We start from the raw sequence: 17,884 nt of genomic DNA, 5'->3' as shown, positions 1-17,884 counted from the left end.
TAGATCTGGCCCGCCGCCAGGTAGTTCGCGGCCCGCCAGTGGGCGTCCAGGCCGCGCAGTTCCTCATCCGTTACTACGGTGCTGCTGTCCCGGGCTTCGGCCTTCGACATGGACGGCTCCTCGGTATTGAGCGGAAGAGGCAGGGCGGCATGGCGGGCAAGAAGGACAAGAAGACGGACGCGAAGAAAGCGACGCTGCCGCGCAAGGTGTACGAGCGGGAACTGCTGCGGCTGCAGACCGAGTTGGTGAAGCTGCAGGAGTGGGTACGCGCCGAGGGGGCCCGCCTCGTCGTGGTTTTCGAGGGCCGGGACGCGGCCGGCAAGGGCGGCACCATCAAGCGGGTCGCCGAGCACCTCAACCCGCGGGTGGCGCGGATCGCGGCCCTGCCCACGCCGACCGAGCGGGAGCGCACCCAGTGGTACTTCCAGCGGTACATCGGGCATCTCCCGGCTGCCGGGGAGATCGTGCTGTTCGACCGCTCCTGGTACAACCGGGCCGGCGTCGAGCATGTGATGGGCTTCTGTACGCCGGAGGAGTACCGGCTCTTCCTGCGTCAGTGCCCGGTGTTCGAGCGGATGCTGGCGGAGGACGGCATCCTGCTGCGCAAGTACTGGTTCTCCGTGAGCGACGCCGTGCAGCAGGAGCGGTTCCGGCGCCGACTGGAGGATCCGCTGCGGCGCTGGAAACTGTCGCCGATGGACCTGGAGTCGGTCACCCGCTGGGAGGCGTACTCCCGGGCCAAGGACGAGATGCTGGTCCACACGGACATCCCCGAGGCTCCGTGGTACATCGTCGAGAGCGACGACAAACGCCGGGCGCGGCTCAACATGATCGCCCATCTGCTGGGAACCGTTCCCTACCACGACGTACCGCCGCCGACGCTGGGCCTGCCCGAGCGGCCGCCGTCGACCGGTTACGAGCGCCCGCCGCGCGATCTGCAGACATACGTGCCCGATCGTTCGGCGAGCCTCTGAGCAGCCGTCCGTTACCCAGCCGCCCGTCAATGTTCGGCTTCCCTCGGGCACGACCTCCACGGGGCAGGCCGAGTGGTGCAGCACCGCGTGCGCGACCCGCCCGAGCTGCAGTCCGAAGTGCCCGGTGCGGCGCCGGGCCCCGACGACCAGGAGGCCGGCGTGATGGGAGGCGTCCACCAGCACCCTGCGCGCGGGCCCTTCGACGGTACGCCACCGCACCACCGCGTCCGGCGGAACGTCACGGAGCGCCGCCTCCAGCATCCCAGCGGCCCACTGCTCATGCAGCCGGGCAGGACCGCCGACGAGCAGGGGCTGATCGGCGGTCTCGTGCGCAGGGCAGCACCAGGCCCCGCGCAGGGCGGCCTCGCCAGCCGCCCAGCCGACCGCCCGCAGACTGGGCTCGGACCCGTCGACGCCGACGACCAGAGGCACTTCCGCCATGATGTCTCCTCCCGCTGATCACCGACACGTCAGCCGTGCGGGACAGCGGCGACGGGTACGGCGGCGTGATGCAGAACCGCGTACATGACGGGCCCGATGTGCGCGCCAAGAGGGCTGCGGCGAACGCGTCGGCCCACCACGACGAGGGAGGCGTCGCGGGAGGCGTCGACCAGGTGGTGGGCCGGGCTGCCGTAGCGGGACTGCTCGAAGACCTCGACGTGCGGGAACTTCTGCCGCCACGGCCGCATCACCTCGGCCAGCGCGGCTGCCACGCTCCGTGCCAGCATCTGCTGGAGCTCGGGGGCCGCGGCCAGGCCGTACGCATAGGAGGACGGCGGGTTCCAGCCGTACACGACGCGCAGGGACGTGGCCCGGCGCACGGCTGCCTCGAAGGCGAACCGGATCAGCGACTCGTCCGGACTTCCGGTGTCGAGGCCGAGGACGACGGGCCGGAACGCGGTCGCGGCCGACGGGACGCCCGCGGGGTCCATCTCATGCTCGTCGGCGGCCTGCTCCCCCGCCCGCACCAGCACCACCGGTCGCTCCGCGTGCGCCACGACGGACAACCCCACCGAGCCCAGCAGCCACCCGCCGATGCCACCCAGACCGCGCGAGCCCAGAACGAGCAGCTCGGCGGAGTTCGCCGCCGCGCACAGCACCTCGCCCGGGCGGCCGGTCACATGCTCGACGGTCACCTCGACGCCGGGGTGACGCATGCGCAGGCCCTCGGCGGTCTCCTGGGAGATCTTCCCCCATACTTCGGCCGGGGGTGCCTCGGTGGCGGTTCCCTCGTCCCAGAGTTGGTGCGTCTCGGCCCCGAGGAACGGCGCCTGCGCGATCGGCTCCGGGACGGGCTCCAGGACATGAACCAGCTTCAGCGGCCGGCCGAGCAGGTGCGCCTCGCGGGCCGCCCATTCGGCGGCGGCCCGGCTCTCGGGCGAACCGTCGACACCGGCCGTGACGGTGCGGAGCATGATGATCTCCTCCCCTGATACGGGGTTCCGGTTCCAGAATCGGGTGCCGAACGTGCCGGGAACAGGGGGCCACTGGTCCCTCGCCCGGGCCGGCCGGCTCCCGCGCGACGGCCCGTTCGCCACCTCGACCACCGCGTCCCTCACCGGACGCGGTGACCGCGTGGGTCGAGCGCTCCTAGCCGCTGCGGTGAGGACGGATCGAAGCCGGTCGGTTCACTTCCGTCACGCGAGCCGCGAGCCGCGAGCCCAAGGAGACGATGGAGAGCGGGGACGGACACGGCAGTTCCGGGCAGCACCCGCCCAAACTGCGGCTCGGCGAGCTGCTGGACGAGCTGCAGGCGCGCATCGACGCGGCTCGTGGCACACAGGACCGCGTGCGCAGCCTGCTGGAGGCCGGACTGTCGGTGGGAGGGGAGCTGAACCTCTCCCGGGTGCTGCGGTGCATCGTGGAGGCCGTCGTGGTGCTGGTGGACGCCGAGTACGGGGCGCTGGACGTGATCGGCGAGGACCGTCGGCTGTCGCAGTTCCTGACCGTGGGCGTCGACGAGGAGCAGCGGGCGCGGATCGGCGATCTGCCCAGCGGCCACGGCAATCTCGGCGAGCTGATCCGGCACCCGGAGCCTTGGCGGCTACCGGAGCTGGTCGAGCATCAAGCCCCGTACGGTCTCCCCGACGCCAGGGAGACGAGCGGGGTGCGCGGGCAGGTCGCGGAGGTGGCACGGGCCTCCGCTACCTCCTTCGGTTCCACGCCCGCGCTGCGTGTCGAGGGGCTCGTCGACACCGAGGTTCCCGATGAGGTCCCGGACCATGTGACAGCCGTGCTCGGTGAGGCGCTCAGCGAAGCGGCCCGACACTCCTGAGCGCACTCGGTGGACGTCCAGACGTCCACCTGCGGAGTGCCCGGGACGAGTTGACGCTCGTGGTGCTGTCTGGTCGTCGGCCGAAGCGACCGGAGCAACCGCGCTCCGGCCACCCTTACGCGAGCAGTTCCGCGAGATCCCGCACGACGATGTCGGCACCGTGCCGTAGCAGTCGTTGCCCGGCTTCCGGAGCGGGGTCGCGGGCCACGCCGACGACGAGGGCGAAGCCGCCGTTCCGGCCCGCCTCCACGCCCGCGACCGCGTCCTCGACGACGGCGGCACGGCAGGCGGGCACGTCGAGCCTGCGGGCCGCTTCGAGGAAGAGGTCGGGCCTCGGTTTGCCCGGCAGGCCCAGCCGCGCCGCCTCCACCCCGTCGACCAGCACGTCGAAGAGGCCGAGGACCGCCGCGCGGTCGAGGAGTTCTCGGGCGTGGCGGGACGCGGAGGCCGCCGCGCACGGGATGCCCGCCCGGCGCAGGGCACGCACCAGCCGCACGGTGCCCGGATAGGCATCCATGCCCTGCTCGCGCAGCCGCGCGGAGAACAGGCGGTCCTTGGCCTCGGCGACGGCCCGTACGGTCTCCGGCGGCAGGCGCAGGCCGCGCGCGGCGAGGAAGGCGGTGGCGCCGTCGAACCTGGACCTGCCGTCCACATACCGCAGGTAGTCGTCCCGGACGTCGAAGGGGCGGCGCTGCTCGGGTGCCGGTGGAGGATGCTCGGCCAGGTAGGCCTCGAAGGCGGTCTTCCATGCGGCAGCGTGCACCCGGGCCGAGTCGGTGATCACGCCGTCGGTGTCGAACACGACGGCCCGCACGTCCCGCAGCACGGAAGCGAGCGTCTGATGGGGCTGAACTGTCATGATCGCTCCTCGTGGCGGTGGATACGGCGGCACCCGTGCCGGATCGTGTTCCGTCCCTGCCGTCGGCACCTTCGGCCGGTCCCGCGCAGTGAGATCGCTACCAGGGTGCCTGGCCACGGTGCCACCGGCGGAGCGGCGGCAGAAGGGTCGCACCGGCCCTTGCCCGGGCCGTTCGACCTGTTACGGCGTCCCACGTGCCGACTGGCGCGGGCAGAGTGTCACCAGCAGTCTTGCGGCTCGGTCCTCCTCCCGCACCGGCAACCAGCACATTCCCGTGCTTCCGCCGCCGTCCGGACTGGTGTTCCCCGGGTCGGAGCCCTATCGATGCGGTAATGGTCGGCGATGGGGGCGCGGGGCACCACCGCATCCTCCGAAGCCGCCGACATCGTCCTGACCACCGACCGGGTGGACCGCCTGGCCAACGCGGTGACCGTCGCCGTGCGCACCCGGCGCATCGCCGTACAGGGCGCGCTCGGCGGGATGCTGATGTCCCTGGCGGCCATGGCCGCGGCAGCTGTGGGGCTGCTGGCGCCGGCCGCCGGCGCCCTTCTGCAGGAGGCGATCGACGTCGCCGTCATCCTCAACGCACTGCGCGCCCTGCGCGCCGACCGGGCGGCCCGGCCCGCCCTCCAGCCCGCCGCCGAGGCCCTGATCCACCGCTTCGCCGCCGAGCACGACGACCTGAAGGATGTCCTTGAGACCGTACGAGAGGCCGCGGCCCGGCTCACCGAAGATTCCGGCGCGCAGGCCCTGGCGACGCTACGCGAGATGGTACTTCCAAGCCCGAGCGTCTGCACGCCGACAAGCCATATCGCCGCCCCGACCTGCGGAAATGGCTGCGCGACAGGCGCATTGGAGTGCGGATCGCCTGCTACGAGCGACTTGCCCGACTCACCGCTCAGGACACGGTCTCAGGGCCGCAGGGTGAACCAGGTGGTTTTGCCGTCGTCGGTGGGGCGTACTCCCCAGCTGTCGGCGAGGGCGTCGACGAGGAGGAGGCCGCGGCCGGACTCGTCGTCGGGGGCTGCCAGGCGTGGTTGGGGCAGGTGGGGGCTGTGGTCGCTGATCTCGACGGTGAGTTCGGTGGCGGTCCGGCGCAGGTGAAGGCCGAGCGGGCCCTCAGCGTGCTGGATGGCGTTGGTGAGGACCTCGGAGACCAGGAGCCGGGCGTCGTCGGCGAGGTGGGCGCAGTCCCAGGTGGCGAGGGTCTTGCTGAGGAAGCAGCGCCCGTCGCTGACGGCGGAGGAGTGGGCGGGCAGGTCGGTGGTGGCGGTGGCCAGCGGGGCGGCGGGAAGCCGGGCCAGGAGCAGGGTGACGTCGTCGTCGTGGCCCTCGGCGTCGGGCAGCAGACAGGTGAGGACGTGGTCGGCGGCGGCTTCCAGGCTGTCGGCCGTGGCGAAGGCGTCGTCCAGGGCGCGGGTGAGGTGGGCGAGGCGGCATTCGATGTCGCTGCCGGGGGTTTCGATCAGTCCGTCGGTGTAGAGGACGAGTGCGGCGCCGGGCGGGACGGCGGTGCGGGCCTGCTGGTGGAGGATGCCGCCGACGCCGAGCGGCGCACTGATGGGGGCCTCGATCTGCCGCGCCCCGCCGGCCGGGTCGGCCAGGAGGGCGGGCAGGTGGCCGGCCGAGCAGACGGTCACCTCACCGGTGTCCGGGGCGAGGATCAGGTAGCAGCAGGTGACCAGTTGGTCGGGCAGGTCGAGGTCGGTGACGATCGCGTCGAGGGCCTGCATCAGCTGGCGGGGTTCCATGCCGGTCTTGGCCAGGGCGTGGGCGGCGGCCCGCAGCTGGCCCATGACCGCGGCGGCGTCCAGGCCGCGCCCCATCACGTCGCCGATGAGGATGCCGACCCGGCCGGCCCCCAGGGGGAGGAAGTCGAACCAGTCGCCGCCCACCCCGGCGCCCTGGGTGGCGGGCAGGTAGCGGCTGGCGGTGGCCAGTCCGGGAATGGCTCGTGGGGTGCCCATCAGGCTGTGCTGGAGGGTGAGGGCGATGTGCCGCTGCTGCTCGTACAGGACGTGGAGTTCGGCCTCGGCCCGCTTGCGGTCACTGATGTCGCGCACGATGGCGCACGCGCCCTCGACCGTGCCGTCGGCGGCGCGGGTGGGCCACAGGGTGACATCGACATCGAGTAATTCTCCGCCGCGGGTGACGCGGAGCGTCTCGAAGCGCTCGATCTTCTCCCCGCGGGCCAGCCGCTCCAGGAGCGCGGTGATCTCTTGGGTGCGGTCGGGCGGAGCGAGCATCGCCACGTGATGGCCGAGCACCTCCTCGGCGTTGTAGCCGTAGAGCCGCTGGGCGGCGGCGTTCCAGTACGTGATGTGCCCGTCGAGTGTCTTGGCGAGGATCGCGTCCTGGGAGGACTCGACGAGGGCGGCGAGCTGGTTGATGTGCTTCTCGGCGGCTTTGCGGTCGCTGACGTCGCGGACGGCGGCGGAGACGAGGAGTCCGTCGGCGGTCTCCAGCGGGCTGAGGCTGATCTCGACGGGGAACTCGGTGCCGTCCTTGCGCAGCCCGTGCAGTTCCAGACCGGCCCCCATCGGCCGTACCTGCCGGGTCACGGCATACGCCTCCCGGTGCCCGGCGTGCTGGGGGCGGAACCGGCCGGGAATCAGCAGCTCCACCGGCTGGCCCAGCAGCTCCGCGCGCCGATACCCGAACAGCGACTCGGTCTGCGCGTTGACCAGCCGGATACGGCCCGCATCGTCCACGATCACCATCGCGTCCGGCGCCGCCTCCAGCAACCCCCGAAACCGCTGTTCGGCGGCTTTGCGGTCGCTGACGTCGCGGACGGCGGCGGAGACGAGGAGTCCGTCGGCGGTCTCCAGCGGGCTGAGGCTGATCTCGACGGGGAACTCGGTGCCGTCCTTGCGCAGCCCGTGCAGTTCCAGACCGGCCCCCATCGGCCGTACCTGCCGGGTCACGGCATACGCCTCCCGGTGCCCGGCGTGCTGGGGGCGGAACCGGCCGGGGATCAGCAGTTCCACGGGCTGACCCAGCAGCTCCGCTCGCCGATACCCGAACAGCGACTCGGTCTGCGCGTTGACCAGCCGGATACGGCCCGCATCGTCCACGATCACCATCGCGTCCGGCGCCGCCTCCAACAACCCCCGAAACCGTTCCTCCGCCTCCCCCCTTCCGTCTCCCAGGGAAGCGGCACCGCAGCGGCAGGACGGCGGACCCGCCGCTATGGTCTCGCTCGGTGACGCTGTACTGACCTCGTCCATGTCGGCCCCAACCGGCTGGCCTATTCACAGTGAATGGGCCATCACAGCGCAGCTGTGCCCCGCGCATCCCCGGATGCCCTCTACTGTTCGGCCCGCAGCCGAACCTGCCCACTTCGCTTCAACAAACCATCTCAGAAGTACGCCGGTTCTGGCCTTCCTGACCCGGCTCCACCGCAGCGGAGACACCGATTCCAGGGCAGCGTTGATGGATCACGTCCACCGTCGGCCCTTCCCTTTGCGTTCTTTCGCGTCCGTCCAGCACGGTCGCCCGGCCCGGGAAGGGAAAGAGTCTGATACGCGTGCTCGAGGCAACACTTCCGAGCACCTGACGAGCGGGTCCCCGGCGTCCTGCTCTGCCTTCTCGTCCGCCCTGCCCGCCACCCGCTGGGCATGACCGGTCCCTGCCTGTCGGGGATCTTGCGCCATCACGGGCCGAGCCGCCAAGGGCGGGACACCGCCTTCCTCGTTGCACGGCTCTCGTTCGCCAAGTCTCTCCGGGTGTCCGGGGACGCAGGTACCCAGTCGTTCCCTTCCTCACTACGAGCACCGACGGGCCGCGCGGCGACGAGTCCTTGAGAACATCAGCCGTCGGCTTCCGCAGCCGTGCTGCCGGCGGGCAGGGGCACCGTCCACTCCAGGAGTGTGCCGGTCGGATCGCGGCGGGCCAGCCGGAACGTGCCGCCGAGCTCCTCGGCGCGGCTGCGCAGATTGGCCAGGCCGCTGCGGCGGGTGGCGGCCGGGTCGATACCGCGTCCGTTGTCCGTGACGGTCAAGCGCAGCGTCCGGTCGGCGGCTTCGACGGTGACGTCCACCGTGGTGGCCCGGGCGTGCCGGGCGGCGTTGGACAGGGCCTCGCGCAGGACGGCGAGGAGGTGGCCGGCGTGTGTGGCGGGCACGTCGGTGTCCAGCAGACCCGTCATGCGCAGGGCCGGGGCGAAGCCGAGTGTCCGGGTGGCTTCGTCGGTCAGGGCCAGCAGGTCGGCGCGCAGTCCACCGGTCCGCTCCTGCCGGTCTCGGTACTGGAGGCCGAAGATGGTGGAGCGGATGATCTTTATGGTGTCGTCCAGGTCGTCCACGACCCGCTGGATGCGTTCGGCCGCTGTGGGCTGGTCGCGGACGCGGCCGAGTGCGGCCTGCAGGGTCAGCGCGTCGGCGAAGAGCCGCTGGATGACCTGGTCGTGCAGGTCGCGGGCGATACGGTCGCGGTCGCCGAGCAGGGCCAGCTGCTCGGCGTCCCGGCGGTGCTCGGCGATCTGGAGCGCCAGCGCGGCCTGGTCGGCGAAGGTGAGGACCATGTCGACGGCCGCGTCGGTGAACGGTGGCCTGCCGGGGGCGTTGGCCACCTGCAACACCCCGCGTGTCGCCTCGCTGTCGCCGATCGGTACGAAGAAGGCGGGCCCGAGCGGTACGACGGAGGCGCTGCCACCCAAGGCACGGGGATCGGCGCTGAGGGCGTCGCTGGTGAGGGGTTCCCCGGTGGCGTACACCTTCGCGGCCAGGGTGGTGGCGGGCAGGGCGAGGCCCAGCACCTGGTCGGCCGCCTCCCCGGCCGCGGCCTCCACGACCAGGTCGTCACCCTCGCCCAGCGGGCGGGCGAGGGTGACGAGGTCGCTGTCGGTCATCTCCCGGACGGTGTCGGCCAGCGACCGCACAATCTCCTCCGGCGGTGCCCCCGACAGCAGGGCACGGGTCATCTCCGCGCTGGCCGCCAGGCGCCGCTCGCGGTGGCGGCTGTCGGCGTACAGGCGGGCGTTGTCGATCGCCACGCCCGCGGCGGCGGCCAGGCTGCGCAGCACCGCCTCGTCGTCGGCGTCGAAGGGCGTCCCACCCCGTTTGTCGGTCAGATAGAGGTTGCCGAAGATCTTGTCCCGCACCTGTACGGGGGCGCCGAGGAACGTGCGCATGGGCGGGTGCCCCGGCGGAAAGCCCACCGCCTCCGCGTGCTCGCCGAGCACCTCCAGGCGCAGGGGGTGCGGCTCGCGGATCAACAGGCCCAGAATGCCGTGGCCTTCGGGATAGGCGCCGATCCGCCCGATCGTCCCCTGATCCATGCCGACCGTGATGAACTGCCGGATCGTGCCCTCCTCCCCCAGCACGCCCAGCGCGCCGTATTCGGCGTCCACCAGGTCGACCGCGGACTGCACGATCCGTCGCAGCAGGTCTTCCAGATCGAGGTCGCTGCCGACCGCCAGCACCGCGTCCAGCAGCGTCTGCATGCGGTCCCGGCCGCCGCGCACCCGCTCGACATGCTCCTGCAGCTCGCTCAGCAGCGCATCCATCCGCAGCGGCGGGACCGGACCGGGACGCTGCGCTTCCGACCGGCCGTCCACCGCCGCGTTCTCGTCCTCCCGACTGACCATGTGATGCAGCATGCCTCAACGGCCCTACACGAGGACACCCCGGTTCTGTTATGGAATCGCCGAGTCGTCGGCGTCTTGTCCAGGCCGGGACCGGTACGGGGTGGCCGCCTCGGCCCTCTCCTGGCGAAGCTCCCGTACGAGCATGCTCGGTGCGGTCGGAGGGAACGTACGACGCGGGGTGGACGTGAGGGTGCCAGGCGTGCATCACGGTCAGCCCGATCCCCCGCCGCTGTGCCTCCTGCGCCGCCCAGTGCGCGGCGGCAAGGCTCGCGGGTGAGCCGTCGACCCCACGGCGATGTCGTGCAGCATGACGCGTCCCCTCCTGGGTCCGTGGTCCTCCGGATGCCTCCGAGCCTCCTCCCGGCGGGAACGAGGGCCCAGGGACCGTACAGCCCGGTACAGGTCCCTTTCGGCCCTGCGAGGCTGAGCGGTCACCGCCGGGTGCGGGCCTCCTCGGGACTGCGGGGCCGGGCGAGGGCACGGGGCCGACCGGCCTCACGGGGCGGGACTGCCGGCACCTCGCGGGCAGCGGCACCACCGCCCGACGCTGGCACTACCACCCCACGGCTGAGGAGCGCGGTGTCATGGTCCGTTACGTGTACGACTTCACGCAGGGCGGCCGTGACATGGCCGGCCTGCTCGGCGGCAAGGGAGCGAACCTGGCCGAGATGACCCGGCTGGGGCTGCCGGTCCCTCCGGGGTTCGTCATCACCACCGAGGCATGCCGGGCCTTCCTCGCCACCGGTGGCGAGCCCGCGGGCCTGTGGCGGGAGGTCTCCGGCCGTCTGGAGGCCCTGGAGGCCGCCGCGGGCCGGCGGCTGGGGCAGCCGGACGACCCGCTGCTGGTGTCGGTGCGCTCCGGCGCCCGGTTCTCCATGCCCGGCATGATGGAGACGATCCTCGACATCGGCCTGAACGACGACTCCGTCCTGGGCCTGGCCAAGGTTTCCGGCAGCGAACGCTTCGCCTGGGACTCCTACCGGCGCCTGCTCCAGATGTTCGGCAGCACGGTCATGGGCGTCGATGCGGCTCTGTTCGAGGGGGAACTCGCGCTGCTGAAGGACGTACGCGGCATCCCGGACGACGTGCACCTGGGCGCCGCTGACCTCGCCCGGCTGGTGGAGATCTACAAGGATCTGATCCACGACGAGACCGGCGACTGGTTCCCGCAGTGCCCCGCCGAGCAGCTGCGCCGGGCGGTCCTGGCCGTCTTCGCGTCCTGGAACGGGCAGCGGGCCCGCCTGTACCGGCGGCGCGAGCACATCCCCGACGGCCTGGGCACCGCTGTCACCGTACAGCGCATGGTCTTCGGCAACCTCGGCCCCGACTCCGGCAGCGGCGTGGCCTTCACCCGCGACCCGGCCACCGGACGCCCCGGCCCGTACGGCGACTACCTGGCCGACGCGCAGGGCGAGGACGTCGTCGCCGGCGTCCGCGACACCGTGCCCCTGACCGAGCTGGAACGCCGGGATCCCGGCTCGTACGCCCGGCTGCGCGAGCACCTGCGGACCCTGGAGCGGCACTACCGGGACCTGTGCGACATCGAGTTCACCATCGAACGCGGCACGCTGTGGATCCTGCAGACCCGGGTCGGCAAGCGCACCGCCGAGGCCGCCTTCGCCATCGCCGCGCAACTGGCCGACGAGCGAGTCATCACCCCGGACGAGGGCCTCGCCCGGGTGAGCGGCGAGGAACTCGCCCGGCTGATGTTCCCACGCTTCGACACGTCCGCGACCGGCGACGCACTCGCCCGCGGCGTCCCGGCCTCCCCCGGTGCCGCGGTCGGCGCGGCGGTCTTCGACTCCGCCGAGGCCGTACGGCGCGCCGCGGCCGGCGAGAAGGTCGTCCTCGTCCGCCAGGAGACCACCCCCGACGACCTGCCCGGCATGATCGCCGCCCAGGCCGTGCTCACCAGCCGCGGCGGCAAGACCAGCCACGCCGCCGTGGTGGCCCGCGGCATGGGAAAGGTCTGCGTGTGCGGTGCCGAGGAGCTCTCCGTGGACGTCCGGGCGCGGCACTTCACCGCCCCGGACGGCACCGTCGTCGGGGAAGGCACGGTCCTGTCCGTGGACGGCAGCGCGGGAGCCGTGTATCCGGGCTCCGTGCCGCTGGTGGACTCGGCGGTCATGCGCTTCCTGGAGGGCGGTGACACCGACGAGAAAGCGGCCGGCGTGGTCGAGGCGGTAGCCCGTGCGCTGGCCCGGGCCGACACCGTACGGCGGCTCGAGGTGCGGGCCAACGCCGACACTCCCGAGGACGCCGCCCGCGCCCGCCGGTTCGGCGCGCAGGGCATCGGCCTGTGCCGCACCGAGCACATGTTCCTCGGCGAGCGCCGCCAGCTGGTCGAGGACATGATCCTGGCCCGCTCGGACACCGAGCGCGACCGGGCCCTGGCGGCCCTCCTGCCGCTCCAGCGGCGGGACTTCACCGGCATCCTCCAGGCGATGGACGGCCTGCCGGTCACCATCCGGCTCCTCGACCCGCCGCTGCACGAGTTCCTGCCGGACCGCACCGAACTGGCGGTACGGATCGCCACTGCCAGGGCCCGCGGCGACCTGCCGGACCCGCACGACGCCGAACTGCTGGCCGCGGTGAACCGGATGCACGAGGAGAACCCGATGCTCGGGCTGCGGGGCGTGCGCCTGGGTCTGTTGGTGCCCGGTCTGGTCGCCATGCAGGTCCGGGCGATCGGCGAGGCCGTGGTGGAGCGGACGCGGGCGGGCGGCACGCCCCGGGCGGAGATCATGGTCCCGCTCGTCGGAGATGTCCGCGAACTGCGCATCGTCCGGGACGAGGTGGAACGGGTGCTGGCCGAGGTCTCCGAGGAGTCGGGCGTCCTCGTCACCTGCCCGGTGGGGACCATGATCGAGCTGCCGCGGGCGGCGCTGACGGCGGGCCGGATCGCCGAGGAGGCGCAGTTCTTCTCCTTCGGCACCAACGACCTCACCCAGACGACCTGGGGTTTCTCCCGCGACGACGTCGAGGCGGAGTTCTTCTCCGCCTACCTCGACCGGGGCGTCTTCCCGGCCTCTCCGTTCGAGACGCTCGACATCGACGGCGTGGGCCGCCTGGTCCGGATCGCCGTCGCCGAGGGCCGCGCCGCCCGGCCGGACCTGACGATCGGCGTATGCGGCGAACACGGCGGCGACCCCGGCTCGGTGCACTTCTTCCACACCGCCGGCCTGGACTACGTCTCCTGCTCGCCGTTCCGGGTGCCGGTGGCGCGGCTGGAGGCCGGTCGGGCGGCCCTGAAGGGAACCGACGCGAGCGACACCAGGTGAACGGGACCCACGGCCCCGGGCCCGGCGGTCCGCCGGGCCTGGGAGCGGGGCACGGTGCGCAGCAGTCTTGAGGCTGCCGGAACGATCACAAGGAGTGGACCACATGACTGCCGAGGACAGCACCACCCGTGACCTCACCGCCGCCGTACGCGTACGCGCCGAGGGCGACGCGGACGAGGAATCGCTCACGTATCTGCGAGAGAAGGTGGGGGCCGTACTCGGCCGTCCCGGACTCCCGCCCGTCAGCGGCGAGGTGCACGTCACCAGGGCCGTGGCCCACCACATCGAACCGCCCTGGACCGCCGGCGCCGACGTTCGGGTGGGCGGCGACCACGTCGTCGTGCACGCCCGGGAGCTCGCCGACCGGGGAGGAGGGGCGTCCGCCGGCCGAGGTGCTCGCCGGCCGCCCGGAGAGACACCCGCAAGCGGCCGTGGAGCACAGGGTCGTCCACGGCCGGACGCGCGAGAACATCGCTCGTGGCGGGCCACTCCACTGGCGGTGGCCGGTACCCGGGCGTGACGCCTCCCATGACTACTGCGGGGGCCGGTCAGCCAGGCCCCGTCACGCCATGCGCACTGCCCGCCGATGGTGCGGGTAACGGATGGGTCTTGCTGAGTGCACGCCCGCCGTCCGGTTCCGCCTTCGGCAGCGGTGCCGGGCCGGTGGGCGCGCAACGGGTGAGCAGGGGCCCGCACACAGCCAGGATCATGACGTAGGTGGTGACCAGGGCCCCGAGGCGGTCCTGTGCGGGAGCGGCGAGGCCGATGATGACGACCGAGAACTCACCGCGGGCGATCAGCGCGGTTCCGGCGCGCAGCCGGCCGCGGCGGCCCGTCCCGTCGCGGCCGGCGGCATACCATCCCGCGGCCATTTTGGTGACGGCGGTGACCAGCGCCAGGGCCGTCGCGGCGGGCAGTGCCGGCAGCAGGTCACCGAGGTCCACGGACAGGCCCAGGGCCAGGAAGAACACCGCGGCGAACAGGTCGCGCAGCGGGCTGAGCACGGTGCGGGCCCGGTCGGCGGCGGCGCCGGTCAGTGAAAGCCCGATCAGGAAGGCTCCGACGGCGGCGGAGACATGGGCGAGTTCGGCCAGCGCGGCGACGATCAGGGTGACGCCGAGGACCCTGAGCAGCACCTGTTCGGCGTCGGCGTGGGACAGGATCCGCCCGACGTGATGCCCCCAGCGACCGGATGCGGCGATCGCCACGGCCACGACCACCGTGGCCACCAGGACGGCGAACAGCGCCTGCGCCCAGGTGCCGCCGGCGGTGACGACGGCGAGCAGGGGCAGGTAGACGGCCATGGCGAAATCCTCCAGCACCAGCACCGACAGCACGGCCGGTGTCTCCCGGTTGCCGAGCCGGCGCAGATCGCCCAGCAGGCGGGCGACGATCCCGGAGGAGGAGACGTAGGTGGCGCCGGCCAGCGCCAGGATTCCCGCCGCGTCAAGACCGAGCAGCCATCCCGCCAGGGCGCCGGGTACGGCGTTGAGGACCAGGTCGACGACGGCGGAGGACCGATGGCGGTGGAGGCTGCTGGTGAACTCCCGGACCGTGAAGTCCAGGCCGAGGGTCAGCAGCAGGAGGATCACACCGATGGCGGCGCCGGTGTCGACGAACTCCCGGGCAGCCGGCACCGGGGCGAGTCCACCGTCGCCCAGGGCCAATCCCGCCACCAGGTACAACGGCACGGGCGACAGGGCGAAACGCCGGCCGACCGCACCGAGCACGCTCAACGCGGTCAGGATGACCCCCAGCTCCAGCAGCAGGGCGACGGGTGTGTGCACCGGTCAGCCCTGCACGATGCGCTGGACCCCGGCGATGCCCTCGCGGGTGCCGATGACGACCATGACGTCCCCGGCCCGCAGACCCTGCGCCGGTCCGGGTGAGGCGATGACGTCCTCACCGCGGACGACGGCCACGATCGAGGCGCCGGTACGGGTCCGGGCCCGGGTCTCTCCCAGCGGACGGCCGGCGAACGGGCTGTCGGGCCGGACCTCCACCTGCCCCGCGCTCAGTCCGGGCACCTCGCGCGTCAGATCGGCGAACCGCTCCGCGATGCGCGGGGCGCCGAGGATCTCGGCCAGGGCGTCGGCCTCCTCGCCGGTGAGCCGGAGCACCGGCTTGGCCTCGTCGGGGTCCTCACCCGGGTAGACCACGAGCTCGAACTCCCCGGAACGCTGGGCGACGACACCGACCCGGTGCCCTTCATGGTTGACGAACTCGTAGCGCAGTCCCACGCCGGGCAGCAGCACCTCGTTGACGTCCACGCACATCACTCCGTCGGCCGTGAGTTCCGGTGTCCCTGCGGACCTGCGCTCCCGGCCTGCGGTACGCGGGGCCTTCGGCACGCACCGCCGGGCACACCCGACCACCGGTGTCCCGGCCTGGTCCGTAGGGGGAACGACCAGTGTTCCGGCCGCTCGCCGGCCGCGACAGGGCCAAGTGGCCCGAGCGCCGGCCTTGTCGTCCCTGGCCGCGACGGGCCGCGACAAGGCCGAACGGCTCCGGGGGAAGTGAGCCTGACAAGGATCACCTCCGGCGGCGACCTGGAGGGGGACAGACAGCGGGAAGGAGGCCACGGGGGTTCCGCCTCCTCGGCGCGCCCCTCAGTGCGGTCGGCGCTGATCGAGGCGGGCCGCTCCGCGCAACTGACAGTGGTCGGTCCCGAGGCCGCGGCGGCTTAGCACAAGCAGTTCGCCGGACGCGTCCACCACTCAGCGGGAACGCCACGGAGCGGCTGCGATTGAGCGAACACCGCCACTGCCGCACGGACCGGTCGTTGCCGCCGGGCGCGGCCAGCGGATCTCGGCGAAGGCTCGAGCGGGTCCGGTCATGCCGAGGAGCGGTCTCCTCTCCTACGGGCCTGCGCGGGCGCCCCGGCCGTGCCGGGCGGTGTACGCGGGCCGCTCCGGATCCCGTACCGGCGCCGCCCGGTCTCAGGAGGCCGCGCGGCGCCGCGGCGGCGAGAAAGCGTACAGGTCGAGGATCTCGGGCCGGGCGGCGACGCCGGGGCCGCCCGCGCGTACCCAGTCGACGATGTCCTCGGTGGCGTCCGGGTCGTTGACCAGCCCCAGCCAGACGGGCCGTGCGCCGGCGGCGCGGCCGGCGGTGGAGGGCTGGACGACGATGACGTTGGCCTGGTCGCAGACGTCCAGGCAGGCGGAGACGCGGACGGGCACCTCCGCGCGCAGGCGCGCGGTCTGCGCGGCGTGGTCGACGCCGGTCACCTTCGGGCTGCCGCAGCAGCAGTCCCGGCACACGACGACCCGGCACGGCACCGTGCCGGTCGCCGCCGCGTCGGAAATGTGGCCAGCCACTTGGTCAGCCGGGCGCGCGGGCATGGAGCATCGTTCCTCTCTCCGGGGAGATCCGCCCCGGTGGTCCGTCGAGGAGGCGACCGCGTGAGTCTCCTGGCTCTCGGGTCGATGCTCGTCCCGGCCTTCCCGCCCCCGCTCGGTGCTTGGGGGCCGTGGCCGTGTCGGGATCCGCTCGCCGATCACAGTGGCGGGACCGCGCCGGATTCACACCGGCTTCCTCGGACCGCCGTCGCCTTGTCGCACGTCATCTTTCCATCCCTGGCGGCACCGCGTCACCCGGGGCCGCTGCCTCCGAGCAGGGATCAGCCCGTTTCCTTCGGATGCGGGCTGCTCGCGGGCGCCTCGGCCGGGCGGTCCCGGCCGCCGTCGTGCCCGGAGACGGCCACGACGACGAGACCGACGACGACGGCCGCGGCGATCGCTCTGCCCCCGGCCCGCAGCACCCAGCCCGGCACGGAGCCGCCCGCCCGCCGGCCCGGCACGCCCAGCCGCTCCGACCGCCGGGCCGGCCGCAGCAGCCGAAGCAACAGCAGCACGGCGACCGGCACTTGCAGCAGCCACAGCACGGTGCGCGGCCACTCCCCGTACCAGACGTTGGTGCCGTACAGCAACGTGTGCCACACGCTCAGCACGTACACGACGATCACAAAGCGGTGCAGTCGGCGCCAGGTGTTCGCGCCGATGCGGTGCCGGACGTAGAACAGCAGCCCGAGCGGGATGGCCAGGTAGAGGGCGCCCTGGCCGATCGGGATGGCGAACCGGCCGGTCCCGGAGTCGTACCAGCCGGGTACGAAGGAGTCGGCGAAGCCGGCCCACAGCCGTCCCGCCCACGCCAGCTGGTCCTCGTAGCGCACCAGTTCCGCCGCGAACATCAGCGCGTGCGCGAACATCAGGGCCATCGTGGTCAGGCTGGTGGTGCGGTGCCAGCGTTCCAGGGTCTGCCGGGAGACCGGCAGCCGGGCGGGGCGCTGACCCGACAGCAGCAGCCCGAGCATGACCGTGCCCCACGCCCACAGCAGTCCCGACCAGCCGAACGCCTGGCTGAGCAGGTACATCCAGTACGTGCCGGCATCGTCCATGAACGGCATGACCGCGACCGTCGCCGAGGCGCCCGACTCCATGCGCGCCCACAGGAACGCGAACACCGCCGCCGTGACGACGACCGCCGCGGTCGCGTCGGGCAGTGCGGACCGCAGGTCGGCGCGCAGGCGGACCGGCTCGGCCGATCTCCGGTCGTGCGAGGACGGTGGGGCCGTGCCGCCCTCGTCGGGCGTCGCGTCGGGAAGCATGCCGGGCCTCCTGGGCACTGGTCACCCGCGTTCGGTGCGGACGAGATACCGGTGCACCAGTGTGTCCGGGGGAACCGGTGTTGCAGAGGCTCGATCAAGCCAGAGCTGAGGGGCTATCAGGCCGGACGCCCGCTGCCTCCGCGTGCCGATGCAAGCAGCCAATGGCCAAGCTTTACGGCGCTTGGTCGAGGTGACGCACGAAAGGCCCAGCGGTCCGCGCGTCACACCCAACATCTCTTTCGCACACGGCACTTCATCCATCCACCACATCAGGACAACCCGTGAACAACCTCTGTCGC

Annotated in this window: 11 protein-coding genes, 5 pseudogenes and 1 riboswitch; of the genes and pseudogenes, 5 read left to right on the top strand and 11 right to left on the bottom strand. The window is 72.5% G+C overall.

The window, feature by feature from the left end:
• Positions 1-149: 149 nt before the first annotated feature.
• The gene (ppk2, locus tag IE242_RS36930; protein ID WP_189867389.1) at positions 150-974 is read left to right on the top strand and encodes a polyphosphate kinase 2; all 825 of its coding nucleotides are present in this window, start codon (positions 150-152) and stop codon (positions 972-974) included.
• Between the two features lie 42 nt (positions 975-1,016).
• On the opposite strand, the pseudogene IE242_RS36925 reads toward ppk2, so the two are convergent.
• A pseudogene (locus tag IE242_RS36925) lies at positions 1,017-1,400 on the bottom strand (universal stress protein); the annotation flags it as partial.
• Positions 1,401-1,444: 44 nt separating this feature from the next.
• Positions 1,445-2,389 carry a universal stress protein gene (locus IE242_RS36920; RefSeq protein WP_189867387.1) on the bottom strand — a complete coding sequence of 315 codons (945 nt, stop codon included), beginning with the start codon at positions 2,387-2,389 and terminating at the stop codon, positions 1,445-1,447.
• Positions 2,390-2,646: 257 nt separating this feature from the next.
• On the opposite strand from IE242_RS36920, the pseudogene IE242_RS36915 reads away from it, so the two are divergent.
• A pseudogene (locus IE242_RS36915) lies at positions 2,647-3,060 on the top strand (histidine kinase); the annotation flags it as partial.
• 304 nt (positions 3,061-3,364) lie between these two features.
• On the opposite strand, the gene IE242_RS36910 reads toward IE242_RS36915, so the two are convergent.
• Positions 3,365-4,108 (bottom strand): HAD family hydrolase, encoded by a 744-nt coding sequence (locus IE242_RS36910; RefSeq protein WP_189867385.1) that lies wholly within the window; start codon positions 4,106-4,108, stop codon positions 3,365-3,367.
• A 339-nt stretch (positions 4,109-4,447) separates the two neighbouring features.
• Here IE242_RS36910 and IE242_RS38475 point away from each other — a divergent pair.
• Together IE242_RS38475 and IE242_RS38470 are read left to right on the top strand one after the other, a co-directional pair.
• Positions 4,448-4,876, top strand: a pseudogene (locus tag IE242_RS38475) (heavy metal translocating P-type ATPase); the annotation flags it as partial.
• A gap of 11 nt (positions 4,877-4,887) precedes the next feature.
• Positions 4,888-4,977: pseudogene (locus IE242_RS38470) on the top strand (IS5/IS1182 family transposase); the annotation flags it as partial.
• A gap of 42 nt (positions 4,978-5,019) precedes the next feature.
• On the opposite strand, the gene IE242_RS36900 reads toward IE242_RS38470, so the two are convergent.
• The 3 genes and pseudogenes from IE242_RS36900 to IE242_RS39420 all read right to left on the bottom strand — a co-directional run.
• Entirely contained in the window at positions 5,020-7,257 is a 2,238-nt protein-coding gene (locus IE242_RS36900) for a PAS domain S-box protein (RefSeq protein ID WP_268249549.1), read from the bottom strand.
• A gap of 659 nt (positions 7,258-7,916) precedes the next feature.
• Positions 7,917-9,695 carry a sensor histidine kinase gene (locus IE242_RS36895; RefSeq protein ID WP_189867380.1) on the bottom strand — a complete coding sequence of 593 codons (1,779 nt, stop codon included), beginning with the start codon at positions 9,693-9,695 and terminating at the stop codon, positions 7,917-7,919.
• Between the two features lie 205 nt (positions 9,696-9,900).
• Positions 9,901-10,176 (bottom strand): annotated as a pseudogene (locus tag IE242_RS39420) (hypothetical protein); the annotation flags it as partial.
• Between the two features lie 103 nt (positions 10,177-10,279).
• Between IE242_RS39420 and ppdK the strand changes: the two are divergent.
• Positions 10,280-12,976 carry a pyruvate, phosphate dikinase gene (ppdK, locus tag IE242_RS36885; protein ID WP_189867378.1) on the top strand — a complete coding sequence of 899 codons (2,697 nt, stop codon included), beginning with the start codon at positions 10,280-10,282 and terminating at the stop codon, positions 12,974-12,976.
• An 85-nt stretch (positions 12,977-13,061) separates the two neighbouring features.
• Here the strand turns inward: ppdK and IE242_RS39015 are convergent, their stop codons facing one another.
• The 5 genes from IE242_RS39015 to IE242_RS36860 all read right to left on the bottom strand — a co-directional run bounded on the left by IE242_RS39015 (position 13,062) and on the right by IE242_RS36860 (position 17,585).
• Complete coding sequence (locus IE242_RS39015; RefSeq protein ID WP_189867376.1) at positions 13,062-13,322, bottom strand: hypothetical protein; 261 nt, start codon at positions 13,320-13,322, stop codon at positions 13,062-13,064.
• 202 nt (positions 13,323-13,524) lie between these two features.
• The gene (locus IE242_RS36875; protein ID WP_189867374.1) at positions 13,525-14,763 is read right to left on the bottom strand and encodes a cation:proton antiporter; all 1,239 of its coding nucleotides are present in this window, start codon (positions 14,761-14,763) and stop codon (positions 13,525-13,527) included.
• Positions 14,764-14,766: 3 nt separating this feature from the next.
• Positions 14,767-15,252, bottom strand: coding sequence for a cation:proton antiporter regulatory subunit (locus IE242_RS36870; RefSeq protein ID WP_229859996.1), 486 nt, complete (start codon positions 15,250-15,252; stop codon positions 14,767-14,769).
• Between the two features lie 663 nt (positions 15,253-15,915).
• Positions 15,916-16,320, bottom strand: a complete 405-nt coding sequence (locus IE242_RS36865) for a (2Fe-2S) ferredoxin domain-containing protein (RefSeq protein WP_229859988.1) — start codon at positions 16,318-16,320, stop codon at positions 15,916-15,918.
• 63 nt (positions 16,321-16,383) lie between these two features.
• A riboswitch (cobalamin riboswitch) is annotated at positions 16,384-16,515 on the bottom strand.
• An 83-nt stretch (positions 16,516-16,598) separates the two neighbouring features.
• Entirely contained in the window at positions 16,599-17,585 is a 987-nt protein-coding gene (locus IE242_RS36860; protein ID WP_189867370.1) for a ferric reductase-like transmembrane domain-containing protein, read from the bottom strand.
• Positions 17,586-17,884: the final 299 nt, after the last annotated feature.

The sequence above is a fragment of the Streptomyces poonensis genome (assembly GCF_014650915.1).
Classification (GTDB): Bacteria; Actinomycetota; Actinomycetes; order Streptomycetales; family Streptomycetaceae; genus Streptomyces; species Streptomyces poonensis.
The sequence above is the reverse complement of the archived record's forward strand: the minus strand, read 5'-3'. Positions and strand labels throughout refer to the sequence as shown.